General features: G+C 31.7%; 18 protein-coding genes. 8 read left to right on the top strand and 10 right to left on the bottom strand.

Translation table 11 applies throughout. The annotated features are described in order from the left end of the window. Window positions 1–46 precede the first annotated feature (46 nt). The 8 genes from sucD to ABD766_RS09130 form a co-directional block, all read right to left on the bottom strand. A complete protein-coding gene (sucD, locus tag ABD766_RS09165) occupies window positions 47–919 on the bottom strand; it encodes a succinate--CoA ligase subunit alpha (RefSeq protein WP_344816391.1) in 873 nt (290 codons plus the stop codon). A 119-nt stretch (window positions 920–1,038) separates the two neighbouring features. Then, entirely contained in the window at window positions 1,039–1,401 is a 363-nt protein-coding gene (locus tag ABD766_RS09160) for a nuclear transport factor 2-like protein (protein ID WP_344816390.1), read from the bottom strand. After that, on the bottom strand, window positions 1,401–2,330 hold the full coding sequence (locus ABD766_RS09155) for a UDP-3-O-(3-hydroxymyristoyl)glucosamine N-acyltransferase (protein WP_344816389.1): 930 nt from the start codon (window positions 2,328–2,330) through the stop codon (window positions 1,401–1,403). Before ABD766_RS09155 ends, ABD766_RS09160 begins: the two co-directional genes overlap by 1 nt. Window positions 2,331–2,384: 54 nt before the next feature. Continuing rightward, on the bottom strand, window positions 2,385–2,951 hold the full coding sequence (gene efp, locus ABD766_RS09150; RefSeq protein ID WP_344816388.1) for an elongation factor P: 567 nt from the start codon (window positions 2,949–2,951) through the stop codon (window positions 2,385–2,387). Window positions 2,952–2,979: 28 nt separating this feature from the next. Next, window positions 2,980–3,765, bottom strand: coding sequence for an acyl-ACP--UDP-N-acetylglucosamine O-acyltransferase (gene lpxA / locus ABD766_RS09145; RefSeq protein WP_298304113.1), 786 nt, complete (start codon window positions 3,763–3,765; stop codon window positions 2,980–2,982). An 11-nt stretch (window positions 3,766–3,776) separates the two neighbouring features. Further along, window positions 3,777–5,165 carry a bifunctional UDP-3-O-[3-hydroxymyristoyl] N-acetylglucosamine deacetylase/3-hydroxyacyl-ACP dehydratase gene (locus tag ABD766_RS09140; RefSeq protein ID WP_344816387.1) on the bottom strand — a complete coding sequence of 463 codons (1,389 nt, stop codon included), beginning with the start codon at window positions 5,163–5,165 and terminating at the stop codon, window positions 3,777–3,779. A 24-nt stretch (window positions 5,166–5,189) separates the two neighbouring features. Continuing rightward, on the bottom strand, window positions 5,190–6,209 hold the full coding sequence (gene lpxD / locus ABD766_RS09135; protein ID WP_298304117.1) for a UDP-3-O-(3-hydroxymyristoyl)glucosamine N-acyltransferase: 1,020 nt from the start codon (window positions 6,207–6,209) through the stop codon (window positions 5,190–5,192). A gap of 119 nt (window positions 6,210–6,328) precedes the next feature. Further along, on the bottom strand, window positions 6,329–7,564 hold the full coding sequence (locus ABD766_RS09130; protein WP_344816386.1) for an HD domain-containing protein: 1,236 nt from the start codon (window positions 7,562–7,564) through the stop codon (window positions 6,329–6,331). 135 nt (window positions 7,565–7,699) lie between these two features. On the opposite strand from ABD766_RS09130, the gene ABD766_RS09125 reads away from it, so the two are divergent. Then, window positions 7,700–8,122, top strand: a complete 423-nt coding sequence (locus ABD766_RS09125) for an SRPBCC family protein (RefSeq protein WP_344816385.1) — start codon at window positions 7,700–7,702, stop codon at window positions 8,120–8,122. Here ABD766_RS09125 and ABD766_RS09120 read toward each other — a convergent pair whose 3' ends face one another. Both ABD766_RS09120 and ABD766_RS09115 read right to left on the bottom strand, forming a co-directional pair. Beyond that, the gene (locus tag ABD766_RS09120; RefSeq protein WP_298304122.1) at window positions 8,123–8,347 is read right to left on the bottom strand and encodes a hypothetical protein; all 225 of its coding nucleotides are present in this window, start codon (window positions 8,345–8,347) and stop codon (window positions 8,123–8,125) included. A 5-nt stretch (window positions 8,348–8,352) separates the two neighbouring features. Next, window positions 8,353–10,329 carry an alpha-ketoacid dehydrogenase subunit alpha/beta gene (locus ABD766_RS09115; protein WP_344816384.1) on the bottom strand — a complete coding sequence of 659 codons (1,977 nt, stop codon included), beginning with the start codon at window positions 10,327–10,329 and terminating at the stop codon, window positions 8,353–8,355. A gap of 322 nt (window positions 10,330–10,651) precedes the next feature. On the opposite strand from ABD766_RS09115, the gene ABD766_RS09110 reads away from it, so the two are divergent. The 7 genes from ABD766_RS09110 to ABD766_RS09080 all read left to right on the top strand — a co-directional run bounded on the left by ABD766_RS09110 (window position 10,652) and on the right by ABD766_RS09080 (window position 14,625). Continuing rightward, window positions 10,652–11,605 carry an isopenicillin N synthase family dioxygenase gene (locus tag ABD766_RS09110; RefSeq protein ID WP_344816383.1) on the top strand — a complete coding sequence of 318 codons (954 nt, stop codon included), beginning with the start codon at window positions 10,652–10,654 and terminating at the stop codon, window positions 11,603–11,605. A 113-nt stretch (window positions 11,606–11,718) separates the two neighbouring features. Further along, complete coding sequence (locus tag ABD766_RS09105) at window positions 11,719–12,051, top strand: translation initiation factor (RefSeq protein WP_344816382.1); 333 nt, start codon at window positions 11,719–11,721, stop codon at window positions 12,049–12,051. A gap of 61 nt (window positions 12,052–12,112) precedes the next feature. Then, window positions 12,113–12,979 carry a nucleoside phosphorylase gene (locus tag ABD766_RS09100; protein ID WP_344816381.1) on the top strand — a complete coding sequence of 289 codons (867 nt, stop codon included), beginning with the start codon at window positions 12,113–12,115 and terminating at the stop codon, window positions 12,977–12,979. Between the two features lie 36 nt (window positions 12,980–13,015). Next, the gene (locus tag ABD766_RS09095; protein ID WP_344816380.1) at window positions 13,016–13,249 is read left to right on the top strand and encodes a hypothetical protein; all 234 of its coding nucleotides are present in this window, start codon (window positions 13,016–13,018) and stop codon (window positions 13,247–13,249) included. Between the two features lie 5 nt (window positions 13,250–13,254). Then, window positions 13,255–13,629 carry a VOC family protein gene (locus ABD766_RS09090; protein WP_344816379.1) on the top strand — a complete coding sequence of 125 codons (375 nt, stop codon included), beginning with the start codon at window positions 13,255–13,257 and terminating at the stop codon, window positions 13,627–13,629. Between the two features lie 19 nt (window positions 13,630–13,648). Further along, window positions 13,649–14,101, top strand: coding sequence for a DinB family protein (locus ABD766_RS09085; protein ID WP_344816378.1), 453 nt, complete (start codon window positions 13,649–13,651; stop codon window positions 14,099–14,101). Beyond that, a complete protein-coding gene (locus ABD766_RS09080; protein ID WP_344816377.1) occupies window positions 14,092–14,625 on the top strand; it encodes a GNAT family N-acetyltransferase in 534 nt (177 codons plus the stop codon). Before ABD766_RS09085 ends, ABD766_RS09080 begins: the two co-directional genes overlap by 10 nt.

The following is a 14,625-nucleotide window of genomic DNA, read 5'->3' as shown; positions in this document are numbered from 1 at the left end:
TTTCAGTTATTGAAAGCTCTTTTTTTATCTATAAACGAGATTTAAATTATCCCATTACTTCTTTTACTTTTTTACCAATTTCAGCTGGAGAATCTACAACGTGAATTCCGTTTTCTCTCATGATGCGTTTTTTAGCTTCTGCTGTATCATCAGCACCACCTACAATTGCACCTGCGTGACCCATTGTTCTTCCTTTTGGAGCAGTTTCACCTGCAATGAATCCAACAACTGGTTTACGGTTTCCATCAGCTTTAATCCATTTTGCAGCATCAGCTTCAAGTTGACCTCCAATTTCACCAATCATAACGATGCAATGAGTTTCTGGATCATTCATTAATAATTCAACAGCTTCTTTAGTAGTTGTTCCAATAATTGGATCTCCACCAATTCCGATTGCTGTAGTAATTCCCAATCCTTGTTTTACAACTTGGTCAGCAGCTTCGTAAGTTAAAGTTCCTGATTTAGAAACGATTCCAACATTACCTTTTTTGAAAACAAAACCTGGCATAATACCAACTTTAGCTTCTTCTGGAGTAATTACTCCTGGGCAGTTTGGTCCGATTAATCTACAATCTCTGTCTTTTATGTATGAATACGCTTTAATCATATCTGCAACAGGAATTCCTTCTGTGATGCAAATAATTACTTTAATTCCTGCATCAGCAGCTTCCATAATAGCATCAGCAGCAAAAGCTGGCGGAACGAAAATGATTGTTGTGTCTGCTCCTGCTTGTTCAACAGCATCTTTTACAGTGTTGAAAACTGGTCTTTCTAAATGTGTAGAACCACCTTTTCCTGGAGTAACTCCACCAACAACGTTTGTTCCATATTCAATCATTTGAGATGCGTGAAAAGTACCTTCACTTCCTGTAAATCCTTGAACTATTATTTTTGAATTCTTGTTAACTAAAACGCTCATATTATGTTTTTTTATTTAGTTTTATTGTTTGTGTTGCAAAAGTATTAAAAAGTGTTCAGTATTCAGTGTTCAGTATTCAGTTTTTTTTCTACTTATTTGCAAATTTTCTATATATGATTTTATGAGAATTGACTCATTTGATAACCTCTATATAATTTTCCGTCTTTTACTTCCCAAATTACAAAAAAGTGTGCTAAAAGCATTTCTTCTCTAGGATTTTCAATTGTTTTTACAAAATGAGAATAACGTACAGAAACCATATTTCCTTCTTCAACTACATGTGTAATTCTCATTTTAGAACGAACGTAGGCTTTACTCAATTCATCAGATAAATTCAGTACATCTTGCTTTTTCATTTGAACAAAACCCTTACTACTGTTCCATTCGATGATTAAATCTTCGTGCAGAAATTCAGTAACTTCTGATTTATGTAAAAGCAAATCATTTTTATAAAAATCCAATACTAATTGTTTTGCTGTCATTACTTTAGATTTTTTATTATTTCTGGGATACGTTTTATATTGGCTAATTGCTTCAATTTTTCTCGAGATTCTTCAATTGGTGTTCCAAAGTAGGATTTTCCACCTTCTATTGATTTTGTTACACCTGTTTGACCAAGAACTACAGCCTTAGCTCCTATTGTAATTCCACTTGTGGTTCCAACTTGTCCCCAAAGCGTTACTTCATCTTCAATAATTACACAACCAGCAATTCCTGTTTGAGCTGCTATTAGACATTTTTTACCAATTACTGTATCGTGTCCAACATGAACTTGATTGTCTATTTTTGTTCCTTCTCCAATAGTTGTATCACCTGTAACTCCTTTATCAATAGTACAAAGAGCTCCGATTCCTACGTTGTTTTCAATAACAACTCTTCCTCCAGAAAGTAATTGATCAAAACCTTCTGGACGTTTTTTATAATAAAATGCATCTGCTCCAAGAATTGTTCCTGCTTGAATAATTACATTATCACCAATGATACAATTATCGTAAATTGAAACATTAGAATGAATTATACAGTTTTTACCAATTTGAACATTGTGACCAATAAAACAATTGGGCTGAATTACTGTTCCATCACCAACTATTGCAGAATTCGAAATAGAAACATTTGCAAAAGTAAAAGGTCTAAAGTGATTGGTTAATTTATTAAAGTCTCTAAACGGATCATCAGAAATTAATAATGCTTTACCCAAAGGACATTCAACTTCTTTGTTAATTAAAACAATTGTTGCAGCTGATTGTAATGCTTTATCATAATATTTTGGATGATCTACAAATACGATATCGCCTGAAGTTACCACATGAATCTCGTTCATGCCATAAACAGGAAAATCATCGGCACCAACATATTGGCAACCAATGATTTCTGCAATTTCTTTAAGAGTATGTGTTTTTGAAAACTTCATATTTTTAGTGTTCAGTATTCAGTGTTCAGTTTTACCTGATTTTGTTCACTAAAATTATTCTTTTACACGTTCCATATAAGAACCTGTAGCTGTATCAATTTTGATTTTATCACCTTCATTAATAAATAAAGGAACATTTACAGAAGCACCAGTTTCTACTTTTGCAGGTTTAGTAGCATTTGTAGCTGTATTTCCTTTAACTCCTGGTTCAGCATAAGTAACTTCAAGAACAATTGAAGCTGGCATATCTACAGAAAGAGGCATGTCAGTTTCAGTGTTAATTTGAACCATTACATTAGTTCCTTCTTTCAATAAATCTGGAGCATCTAAGATTTTTTTATCTAAAGTAATTTGCTCGTAAGATTCAGTATTCATGAAGTGAAATTGATCACCTTCAGCATATAAATACTGAAATGTTTGAGTTTCAACACGAATATCTTCAATTTTGTGACCTGCAGAAAAAGTATTGTCTAAAACTTTTCCGTTAGTTAAACTTTTTAATTTAGTTCTAACGAAAGCAGGACCTTTTCCAGGTTTAACGTGAAGAAATTCGATAATTTTATAAATATCGTGATTGAATTTAATACATAATCCGTTTCTAATATCTGATGTAGATGCCATTTTTATTGTTTTTAATTTTTATTTTTAATTAATAAGAACCTGAATAACCTTTCATGATTCCGCGTGATGAGTTTCTTATAAAATCTAATATTTCGTCACGCTCTGGAGATGCAGCCATTTCAGCTTCAATGATTCCAACAGCTTGTGAAGTATTGTAATTTTTTTGATATAAAATTCTATAAATATCTTGAATTTCTCTAATTTTTTCAGAAGTAAAACCTCTTCTTCTTAAACCAACTGAGTTGATTCCAACATAAGATAAAGGCTCCTTTGCTGCTTTTGTATAAGGAGGAACATCTTTTCTAACCAATGAACCACCAGAAATCATGGCGTGATCACCAATGTGAATAAACTGATGTATTGCTGCTAAACCTCCAATAATTGCATAATTACCAACAATAACGTGACCTGCCAAAGCAACTCCATTAACAATAATTGCATTATCACCAATGTGACAATCGTGAGCAATGTGAGCTGTTGCCATAATCAAACAATTTTTTCCAATTTTAGTTTGACCAGAAGCTATGGTTCCTCTATTTATAGTAACACATTCTCTTACAGTGGTATTATCACCTATTATTGCAAGCGATTCTTCACCTCCAAATTTTAAATCTTGTGGAACTGCTGAAATCACCGAACCTGGAAAAATATTGCAATTTTTACCAATTCTTGCGCCTTCCATTATGGTAACATTAGATCCAATCCAAGTTCCTTCTCCTATTTCAACATTATTGTGAATAGTTGTGAAAGGATCAATTACAACATTTCTTGCAATTTTTGCTCCTGGATGTACGTATGCTAGTGGTTGATTCATACTTTATATTTTTATTGCTTTTTAGCTATTTGTGCCATTAATTCAGCTTCTGCAACTAACTTTCCATTAGCATAAGCATTGGCTTGCATGTGACAAATTCCTCTTCTAATTGGTGAAATTAAATCACATTTGAATAATAAGGTATCTCCAGGCAACACTTTATGCTTGAATTTTACATTATCAATTTTCATAAAATAAGTAAGGTAATTTTCTGGATCTGGAACAGTACTTAATACTAATATTCCTCCTGATTGAGCCATAGCCTCAACAATTAAAACTCCTGGCATAACTGGTGCATCTGGAAAATGTCCAACAAAGAAATTTTCATTCATTGTAACATTTTTCATACCTACCACATGTGTTTCTGACATTTCAATAATCCTATCGATTAATAAAAATGGTGGTCTGTGTGGTAAAATATTCATAATTTGATGAATATCCATCAATGGTGGCAAATTCAAATCATAACATGGAACATGATTTTTTTGCTCAATCTTAATGATTTTTGATAATTTCTTAGCAAACTGAGTATTTACAAAATGTCCAGGTTTGTTAGCTATAACTTTACCTTTAATTCTAATTCCGACTAAAGCTAAATCACCAATAACATCTAATAGTTTATGACGTGCCGCTTCGTTTGGATAATGCAACGTTAAGTTATCAAGAATTCCATTTTCTTTTACAGAAATAGAGTCTTTTCCGAATGCTTTTTTAAGGTTTTCCATTGTATTTGCAGAAATCTCTTTGTCTACATATACAATAGCGTTATTTAAGTCACCACCTTTAATTAAACCATTATCTAATAAACTTTCTAACTCATGAAGAAAACTAAAAGTTCTACAATTGGCAATTTCAGTTTTAAATTCTGAAAGACTTTTCATTGTAGCATTTTGAGTACCAAGAACTTTGGTTCCAAAATCAACCATTGCGGTTACTTGATAATCATCACTTGGCATTACAAGTATTTCGCTTCCTGTTGCTTCGTCTGCGAAAGAAATAACCTCTTTTACAACATAATACTTACGTTCAGCATCTTGCTCTTCTACGCCTACTTTTTCAATTGCTTCTACAAAATACTTTGATGAACCATCCATAATTGGTGGCTCAGAAGCATCTAATTCTATAATTGCATTGTCAACATCACAACCTACAAAAGCAGCTAAAACGTGCTCTGAAGTTTGAATCTTAACACCCAGTTTCTCTAAGTTGGTACCTCTTTGTGTATTGACTACATAATTAGCATCTGCTTCAATAATTGGACTTCCTTCTAAATCAACTCTTACAAATGTAAAACCGTTGTTTATAGGCGCAGGTTTAAAAGTCATTTTAACTTCTTTTCCTGTGTGTAATCCAACACCTACAAGTGAAATTTCACTTTTGATGGTTTTTTGCTTAACCATAATATTCAATCTAGTTTATGTTTGTTATTTAATTTTCTTTTTTATATCGTCTATATCGGAAACAATTTTAGGTAAATTTCTAAAATGAACATATGACTTACTAAAATCACCATAATTAAATGCCGGTGTTCCTTGCACTACTTCTCCATCTCCAATACTTTTTCCAATTCCAGATTGGGCTTGTATTCTAACATTGTTTCCAATTGTGATGTGCCCAACAATACCTACTTGTCCGCCAATCATGCAATTTTTACCAATTTTTGTTGAACCAGCAATACCTGTTTGAGAGGCAATTACAGTATTCTCTCCGATTTCAACATTATGAGCTATTTGGATTTGATTGTCCAACTTCACTCCTTTTCTAATTATTGTCGAGCCCATTGTTGCTCTATCAATTGTGGTACACGAACCAACTTCTACATCATCTTCAAGGATTACATTCCCAATTTGAGGAATCTTACTGTAAGTTCCATCTTCATGTGGTGCAAAACCAAATCCATCAGAACCAACAATAGTTCCTGAATGAATTACACAATTATTTCCTATTTCTGTTTCTGAATAAACTCTAACTCCAGCAAAAAACACACAATTATCACCAATAACTACATTATCTCCAATAAAAGTATTTGGATAAATCTTTACGTTATTTCCAATTTTCACATTCTTTCCAACATAACAAAAGCTTCCTAAGTACAAATCAGTACCATAAGTAACATTTTCAGAAAGCACTGAAGGTTGTTCAATACCGGACTTCATTAACTTTACCTGATTGTAATATTCCAACAATTTAGAAAAGGCTTGATAAGCGTCTTCAACTTTAATCAATGTTGTTGAAATAGCTTGCTCTGGTTCAAAAGTTTTATTTACAATTGTAACAGATGCTTCTGTGGAATAGATAAAATTTTGATATTTTGGATTGGACAAAAATGTAAGCGAACCAATAGTTCCCTCCTCTATTTTGGACAATTTGAAAACTTCAGCATTAGGATTACCTATTACTTCACCTTCTAGAATACCTGCAATTTGTTCAGCTGTAAATTTCATTTTATAAAAAAATATTTTCCATAGGAATAAAATGGAACTCGCAAATATACTCAAAAATAAAATTTACAAATTTAAAGGCTCGTTTCATCGCTGCAAAAATATTAAAATTTAATGAAATACTATGTATCTAGTAACACTTTTGGAAAACATATAAAATATTTGGTCACTGGTTTTGACAATGCTTTCAAATGCAATTGATCTGAAGCTTCTACAACATCTTCTATTGTTCTGTCTTTTTTCAGAATTCGAATTGGCTCACTTGATTTACTATAAGCCTGATTTTTCAGTTTTCCTTTGAAAATAAAGTAATCTGCTTCTTTTTCAGAAATTGGATGTAATTTCATGAATTTTTGCTTCAAAACCACTAAATTCTCTTTTTCAGGTTTTTCATCAGACATTTGAATTTTCAATAAATCTCTATTGATAATCATCTTACACAACGAACTCAAAACAAAATCATCATTGAATTGCCAAGCTTTTATTGCGCCCATTACATCGTGATCATCTAACAAAGCAAAAGTTTTAATCTTTTCTTTATCAAATGTTTCTAATGAAATTTTATTTTCCATAAAAAACAAAAGTGGTTTACTACATTCCAAATGAATTCCTTTTTGAGTCAGTTCTTTAGCTCTTTTAAGGATTTTCATTAAAATGATTTCTGCAACAACACTTGTTTTATGCAAATAAGCTTGCCAATACATCAATCGCCTTGCTACTAAAAATTTTTCTACCGAATAGATTCCTTTTTCTTCAATCACTAAAAAATCATCTTGAACATTCATCATCTGAATTAAACGCTCACTATTGATATTACCTTCAGCAACGCCACTGTAGAAACTATCTCTACGCAAATAATCCATTCTATCCATATCCAACTGACTTGATATCAATTGATACATAAATTTTCTGTGATATTCACCTTTGAATATTTTAATTGCTAATGACAATTTACCATCAAATTCTTCATTCAATTCATTCATAAAAAGCAATGAAATTTCTTCATGATGCACATCCTCAACAATACTATTTTCCATAGCATGCGAAAATGGGCCATGTCCAATATCGTGTAATAAAATAGCAATTAACAAAGCATTTTCTTCATCCTTTGAAATTGCAACATCTTTAAATTGAAGTGTTTGAATAGCTTTTTGCATTATGTGCATACATCCCAAAGCATGATGAAATCTAGTATGATGTGCACCTGGATAAACCAAATACGACATTCCCATTTGAGAAATACGTCGCAAACGTTGAAAATAGGGATGTTGAATTAAATCGTAAATTAAGGTATTTGGTATGGTTATAAATCCGTAGATTGGATCATTAAATATCTTGAGTTTATTGGTAGGATTCACAAACGAGCAATTTTATTTTAAACAAATATAAGCTAATTGTTAAAAACAAAAAACTATTTTTTTAATGAGACTCTTTATCTTGGTAGTAATTTTTATAAATTTGCTTAAACAATAGTTAATTTTTAGTTTCAACAAATGGGAAGTAAAACAAAAATAACCGTAGAATGTACCATAAAAAGTAGTTTAGATAAAGTATGGAAATACTGGACAACACCTGAGCAAATAATGTTATGGAATCATGCTTCAGACGATTGGCACTGTCCTAAAGCAACCAACAATCTTAAAATTGGTGAACGATTCAACTATACTATGGCTGCTAAAGATGGAAGTTTTAGTTTTGATTTTGAAGGAACTTACACTGAAGTAATCGAAAACAAATCTATTAAATATGTTTTAGACGACGAAAGAGAAGTTAGCGTCGATTTTATTGCTATTGGTGATTTAGTTGAGATTGTAGAGACTTTTGAAGCCGAAACTCAAAACCCAATAGAATTACAACAATTTGGATGGCAAGCTATTCTTACTAATTTTAAAAAGTTGGTTGAAGAAAATAACTAACTATTCTTTTTCTTTTCTACCACGTAAAATATCTTCTAGAGTAGAGCACTTTACGATTTCTTCTTCACCAAAAACTAACATCGGCAAATGGATGTACTCCACTGCCGATAAGTCTTCGTTTAAATAAAATTTCATATCGTCCAAATTGTAAAACCATTCCTTGTCAAATTGAACTTTGTGAACAGTAGCGTCTTCCAACAACAATTTTTCCGTTAAAGGTTTCATATTGATTAATATTTCAATAATTCCAATAATCCTTCTTCAAATCTAACTTTCGGCAAATATTGATCTTCTAATGCTTTTACAAATGGAATAGCACTTTCAATACTTCCAACACGTTTTACAGGTGCATCTAAATATTCAAAACAATTCTCCATAATCATAGAAGAAATATCACTTGAAATTCCACCAAATAGAGTGTCTTCTTGTAAAATAATACATTTTCCTGTTTTCTTAACCGAAGCAAAAATAGTATCAGTATCTAAAGGCTGTAATGTTCTTAAATCAATTAAATCGGCTTTGATTTCAGGATTTTTAGTTAACGTTTCTAAAGCCCAATGAACTCCTGCTCCAAAAGAAATAATAGTAACATCATTACCTTCTTTAAGCAGAGTAGCTTTCCCAAAAGGTAACGTATAATAATCTTTAGGAACATCTTGATACACCGAACGATACAATTGTTTGTGTTCAAAAAACACAACCGGATTCGGATCATTAATCGCTGTATTCAACAAACCTTTAAAATCGTATGGAAATGCAGGATAAACTACTTTCAAACCTGGTGTTTTGGTAAACCAAGCTTCGTTAGTTTGCGAGTGAAATGGTCCAGCTTGAGTACCTCCACCACAAGGCATTCTTACTACAACATCCGATTTTTCATTCCAACGATAATGTTGTTTGGCTAATAAATTAACAATTGGATTAAATCCTGAAGAAACAAAATCAGCAAATTGCATTTCAACAATAGCTTTATGACCATTGATTGACAAACCATTAGCTGCAGAAACTACAGCACTTTCACAAATTGGTGTATTTCTAACTCTTCCTTTTCCAAATTGTTCTACAAAACCTTCAGTAATTTTGAACGCACCACCATATTCCGCAATATCTTGTCCCATAATAACTAAATTATCATGGCGTTCCATAGATTGTCTTAAAGCAGTTGAAATGGCATCAATCACTCTTATGTTTTCTATTTCTTTTGAAGGATTAACTTCTTCATATTTATATGGTTGGTAAACATCATTTAACTCTTCACTTAAATCAGCTTCAACTTCAGGTTCAGCTTGTGTAATTGCCCAATGCTCATCAATTTCAGCTTTTATAGTTGCTTTAAATTCGGCATCTAATTCTTCTGATAAAACACCAACATTAACCAAATACTCTTTATAATTTGAAATTGGATCTTTAATTGCCCACATGTCCATCAACTCTTGCGGAACATATTTTGTACCACTCGCCTCTTCGTGACCACGCATTCTAAACGTTTTAAATTCCAATAAAACTGGTCGCGGATTTACAGCTAAAGATGCTTTCAATTCGGCAATTTTAGTATAAACTTCTAAGATGTTATTTCCATCAATAATGTGGCTTTCCATTCCGTAACCAATGCCTTTGTCAGCAAGATTTTCACAACGATATTGCTCGTTAGTTGGCGTTGAAAGTCCGTAACCATTATTCTCAATTACAAACAAAACCGGCAATTCCCAAACTGCTGCAATGTTTAATGCTTCGTGAAAATCACCTTCACTTGTAGCACCTTCACCAGTGAAAACTGCGGTTACTTTACCATTTTGTTTTAATTTATTAGCCAAAGCAATTCCGTCAGCAACACCCATTTGTGGACCAAGATGCGAAATCATTCCAATAATTTTGAATTCTTGTGTTCCAAAGTGAAAACTTCTGTCACGACCTTTGGTAAAACCAGTTTTCTTTCCTTGCCATTGCGAAAACAATCGATGCAAAGGAATGTCTCTACCAGTAAAAACACCCAAATTTCGATGCATTGGTAAAATGTATTCGTCTTGGTCTAAAGCAGCCGTAATTCCTACAGAAATAGCTTCTTGACCAATACCAGAAAACCATTTTGAAACTTTACCTTGACGAAGAAGAATAAGCATCTTTTCCTCTATTAATCTAGGTTTTAGCAGTTTTTTATATAAATCCAACAATTGAATATTGGACAATTCTTTTCTATCAAAGTTCATGTGATTGTTTATTTATGATTGCAAAAATATAAAAAAAGGATTCTTTTATACTAACCTTTTTGCGGAATTGTTTACGATTTTGATAGTTTTTTGATAATTCTATTTCTTATATAAGAATGATAGAAAGTCAAGTGGTTTTTTGGAACAGAGATTCTAAGAAATTAGAAAAATTTTAAAAATTCATTGATTACCTGAATCTGTGTTAGAAAACACAATAAATATTTGTTAATAACTTCCACACCAATAAAATAAAATTTTCATACATTTGTAGTTATGATTGGTATAAATCCAATTTTAGTTATTAACAAAAAAGTTTTAGTAAATGCAACAAATTCCTAGTGTTGACTTACGTGATTTCCTGTCGGATGATCCGGCACGTAAACAAAAATTTGTAAATGAAATCGGAAAAGCTTACGAAGAAATTGGTTTCGTAGCGTTAAAAGGTCACTTTCTTGATGACCAATTAGTGGAAAATCTTTATGCTGAAGTGCGTAATTTCTTTAATCTTCCTCTTGAAGTAAAAGAAAAATACGAAATTCCAGGCATTGGCGGACAACGTGGCTATATTTCTTTTGGAAAAGAACATGCTAAAGGTCGTTCTGCAGGAGATTTGAAAGAATTTTGGCACTTCGGACAATACGTTTCGGAAGGTTCAAAATATGCTAATGAATATCCAGAAAATGTAACTGTAAATGAATTAGCTAACTTCAATGCCACAGGTAAAGAAGCATATCAAATGCTTGAAAAAACAGGTGTTTATGTATTGCGTGCTTTAGCTATACACATTGGATTAGACGAATTCTATTTTGACAATTACATCAAAGACGGAAACAGTATTTTACGTCCAATTCACTATCCACCAATTACTGACGAACCTAAAGATGGTGCTGTTCGAGCTGCTGCTCATGGTGATATCAACTTGATTACACTTTTAATGGGTGCGCAAGGAAAAGGATTACAAGTTCAAAATCATGATGGAGAATGGATTGATGCTATGGCGCAACCAGACGAATTGATGATTAACGTTGGCGATATGTTGTCAAGACATACTAACAACAAATTGAAATCAACGATTCACCAAGTTGTAAATCCACCAAGAGAATTGTGGAATACTTCAAGATATTCTATTCCTTTCTTCATGCATCCTGTAAGCGATATGAAATTAAATTGCTTACCAGAGTGCATCGACGAAAACAACCCAAAATTATATGAAGACATTACCGCAGGTGACTATTTATATGAAAGATTGGTTGATTTAGGATTGATTAAGAAATAAAGGGAAGAAATTCCAATATTAAAATTCCAAATTCCAATTACTATTTTCTATTGGAATTTGGAATTTGATTTTTATTTGGAATTTGGGTTTTAAATTTTGGAATTTAAAGAAATATGGATTTACAAGAACAACTAAAAAAACTATTTCCAGACCACGAAGTTTCTAATGAACCAGAAATTGTTGAGGAAAAAGAACATGAATTATTCGTTCAAAAAGAACCAATGATTTGTAAATTTGAAAAACGCAAAGGAAAACCCACAACCATCATTTCAGGTTATGAAGGTCAAGATGAGGATTTCAAATTATTAGCAAAAGAATTAAAAAATAAACTTGCTGTTGGTGGAACTTTCAAAGACGGCGAAATCATTATTCAAGGCGATTATCGTGATAAAATAATGAAATTATTACAAGACAAAGGATTTAAAACAAAACGAGTTGGAGGTTAGTTCAGTTGACAGTTATCAGTCGCAGTGAGCAGTAACTTTAAAACTCATAAAAAATAATAAAATGATTGCATCATCAGAATTAATATTAAATCCGGATGGAAGTGTTTATCACTTGAACCTAAAACCGGAACATATTGCAAATGACATCATCTTTGTAGGTGATCAAAATAGAGTGGAGAAAATTACCAAACATTTCTCTAGTATTGAATTTTCACAACAAAAACGTGAATTCAAAACACAAACCGGAATTTACAAAGGAAAACGAATTACAGTAATGTCATCAGGAATTGGTCCAGATAATATTGACATTGTCATGAACGAATTGGATGCTTTAGTAAACATCGATTTAAAAACTCGTGAAATCAAAGAAGAATTGACTTCGTTGAATATTGTCCGAATTGGAACTTCAGGTTCATTACAAGCCGAGATTCCTTGCGATAGTTTTGTTATGAGTCAATACGGATTGGGATTAGACAACATGCTTCGCTCGTATTTGATTGATGAAATTTCAGAAACTGCTATGGAAGACGCTTTTATTGCTCAAACCAATTGGGATATGAAAAAAGGTCGTCCATATGTAATTAAAGGAAGTGAAATTCTTGAAAAACGTTTGGAAAGTGACAAGATTTTCAAAGGATTTACTGGAACAGCAGGCGGATTTTATGGTCCACAAGGAAGAGTTTTGAGATTAGATATTCAAGATCCAGAATTGAACAGTAAAATGGACAAATTTGAATTTGAAGGTATCAAAATGACCAATCTTGAAATGGAAACCGGAGCCATTTATGGTTTAGGAAAATTACTTGGACATCAATGTTTATCGTTAAACGCCATAATTGCCAATCGTGCAACAGGAACTTTTAGCGAAGATCCATACAAAGCTGTTGATGCGTTGATTGAATATGCTTTGGATAAATTAGCGGAGTAGATTAATTACTAATTAAAATTACGAATTTTATAATAAATGATTGGACATTTAATTCAAAAACTATTTTTTGCTTTAGGCGGTTTTGCTCGTTGGATTTATTGCATGTTTATGAATATTGTTTTTGATAAAAATTATGAAAAGAATATTGGATATTATTTATTTGAAGAAGAAGTAATTGATAATAGTGGGATGAATTCCAATAAGAAAAATTTTGTACTTGGAATATTTGTTTTTTGTTTGATGATAATGGCTTTAGAATATTTTGAATAAAATTTATGACTTTCAGATTTGCTAGACATACCAATAATTTAGAACAACTCAAATCCTTTTATATTGATATTTTAGGATTGGAATTGCTTGGTGGTTTTGAAAATCACGACGGTTATGATGGCGTTTTTATTGGTAAATCAAATGAAAATTGGCATTTAGAATTTACCAAATCGGACGAGATTGTTACATTTAATTTTGGTGAGGAAGATATTTTGGTTTTTTATCCAAATACTAAATTAGAATTTGAACTGATTCAAGATAGAATTGAATCAAACTCAATCAAATTTATTGATTCAAAAAATCCCTATTGGAATGAAAATGGTAAGATGATTCTAGATCCTGATGGATATCGCGTAGTAATTTCTCATTTGAAGATATAATAAAACTCAAAACTAAACAATGAAAGAAAAAATAACAAAATTTGAATTCGTTTTGAATGAGTTAACGGCTTCAAATATTTTTATAAAAGCTACGGATTTTGAAATAAAACCATCAGAAAACAAATGGTCTAAAAAGGAAGTCTTAGGTCATTTAATTGATTCGGCGATTAATAATATTCAGCGATTTACTGAAATTCAAACATTTGAAAAACCTTATAAAATTAGAACTTACAATCCTGATGGATTAGTAAAATCTAATGATTATCAAAATAAAAACAATCAAGAATTATTTGATTTATGGATGAATTTAAATCTTCATATTTTGCACATTGTAAAAAATCAAACCAATGAAACACTAACTTATAAATTGATTCTTCCAAATGGTGAGCTGTCTGATTTACAATTCTTAATAGAAGATTACTTCGACCATTTGTATCATCATTTAAATCAAATTAATCCAGAATGGATTTAATATTAGAAACTGAAAGACTACTACTTCGACCATTTGAAAAATCAGATGCTGAAGAATTATTTGAAATGGATAAAAATCCAGAAGTCCATAATTATTTATGGCAAAAGCCTTGTATTGATATTCAAGAAGTTTACGATTATATTGAAATGGTTCAAAAACAATATCTAGAAAGAGGAATTGGTCGTTTTTCTACTATTTTAAAAGAAACAAACGAACTAATAGGTTGGACAGGAATCAAATTTGTAAATGACCATGTTGAAAATGGTAATACAAATTTCTTTGATTATGGTTATCGCTTGAATGAAAAATTTTGGAACAAAGGTTATGCAACAGAAGCATCACTTGCTTGGCTTGATTATGGTTTCAATCAAATGAATATTAAAGAAATGAATGCTTATACGCATGCTGAAAATGGTGCATCTAATCATGTTTTGCAAAAAGTAGGTTTCAATTTCATGGAAGATTATCCAGATAATGATGGAGTTATTTGGAAATGGTGGCAAATTAGTAGGCAGTCGCAGTAA

Origin of the sequence: Flavobacterium cheonanense, assembly GCF_039539185.1 — a bacterium.
GTDB classification, from domain to species: domain Bacteria; phylum Bacteroidota; class Bacteroidia; order Flavobacteriales; family Flavobacteriaceae; genus Flavobacterium; species Flavobacterium cheonanense.
This window is presented reverse-complemented; position numbering and strand designations above follow the sequence as displayed.

Coding starts and splice junctions, on each gene's coding strand:
- sucD (WP_344816391.1), bottom strand. CDS start 919: ATGAGCGTTTTAGTTAACAAGAATTCAAAAATAATAGTTCAAGGATTT.
- ABD766_RS09160 (WP_344816390.1), bottom strand. CDS start 1,401: ATGACAGCAAAACAATTAGTATTGGATTTTTATAAAAATGATTTGCTT.
- ABD766_RS09155 (WP_344816389.1), bottom strand. CDS start 2,330: ATGAAGTTTTCAAAAACACATACTCTTAAAGAAATTGCAGAAATCATT.
- efp (WP_344816388.1), bottom strand. CDS start 2,951: ATGGCATCTACATCAGATATTAGAAACGGATTATGTATTAAATTCAAT.
- lpxA (WP_298304113.1), bottom strand. CDS start 3,765: ATGAATCAACCACTAGCATACGTACATCCAGGAGCAAAAATTGCAAGA.
- ABD766_RS09140 (WP_344816387.1), bottom strand. CDS start 5,165: ATGGTTAAGCAAAAAACCATCAAAAGTGAAATTTCACTTGTAGGTGTT.
- lpxD (WP_298304117.1), bottom strand. CDS start 6,209: ATGAAATTTACAGCTGAACAAATTGCAGGTATTCTAGAAGGTGAAGTA.
- ABD766_RS09125 (WP_344816385.1), top strand. CDS start 7,700: ATGGGAAGTAAAACAAAAATAACCGTAGAATGTACCATAAAAAGTAGT.
- ABD766_RS09120 (WP_298304122.1), bottom strand. CDS start 8,347: ATGAAACCTTTAACGGAAAAATTGTTGTTGGAAGACGCTACTGTTCAC.
- ABD766_RS09115 (WP_344816384.1), bottom strand. CDS start 10,329: ATGAACTTTGATAGAAAAGAATTGTCCAATATTCAATTGTTGGATTTA.
- ABD766_RS09110 (WP_344816383.1), top strand. CDS start 10,652: ATGCAACAAATTCCTAGTGTTGACTTACGTGATTTCCTGTCGGATGAT.
- ABD766_RS09105 (WP_344816382.1), top strand. CDS start 11,719: ATGGATTTACAAGAACAACTAAAAAAACTATTTCCAGACCACGAAGTT.
- ABD766_RS09100 (WP_344816381.1), top strand. CDS start 12,113: ATGATTGCATCATCAGAATTAATATTAAATCCGGATGGAAGTGTTTAT.
- ABD766_RS09095 (WP_344816380.1), top strand. CDS start 13,016: ATGATTGGACATTTAATTCAAAAACTATTTTTTGCTTTAGGCGGTTTT.
- ABD766_RS09090 (WP_344816379.1), top strand. CDS start 13,255: ATGACTTTCAGATTTGCTAGACATACCAATAATTTAGAACAACTCAAA.
- ABD766_RS09085 (WP_344816378.1), top strand. CDS start 13,649: ATGAAAGAAAAAATAACAAAATTTGAATTCGTTTTGAATGAGTTAACG.
- ABD766_RS09080 (WP_344816377.1), top strand. CDS start 14,092: ATGGATTTAATATTAGAAACTGAAAGACTACTACTTCGACCATTTGAA.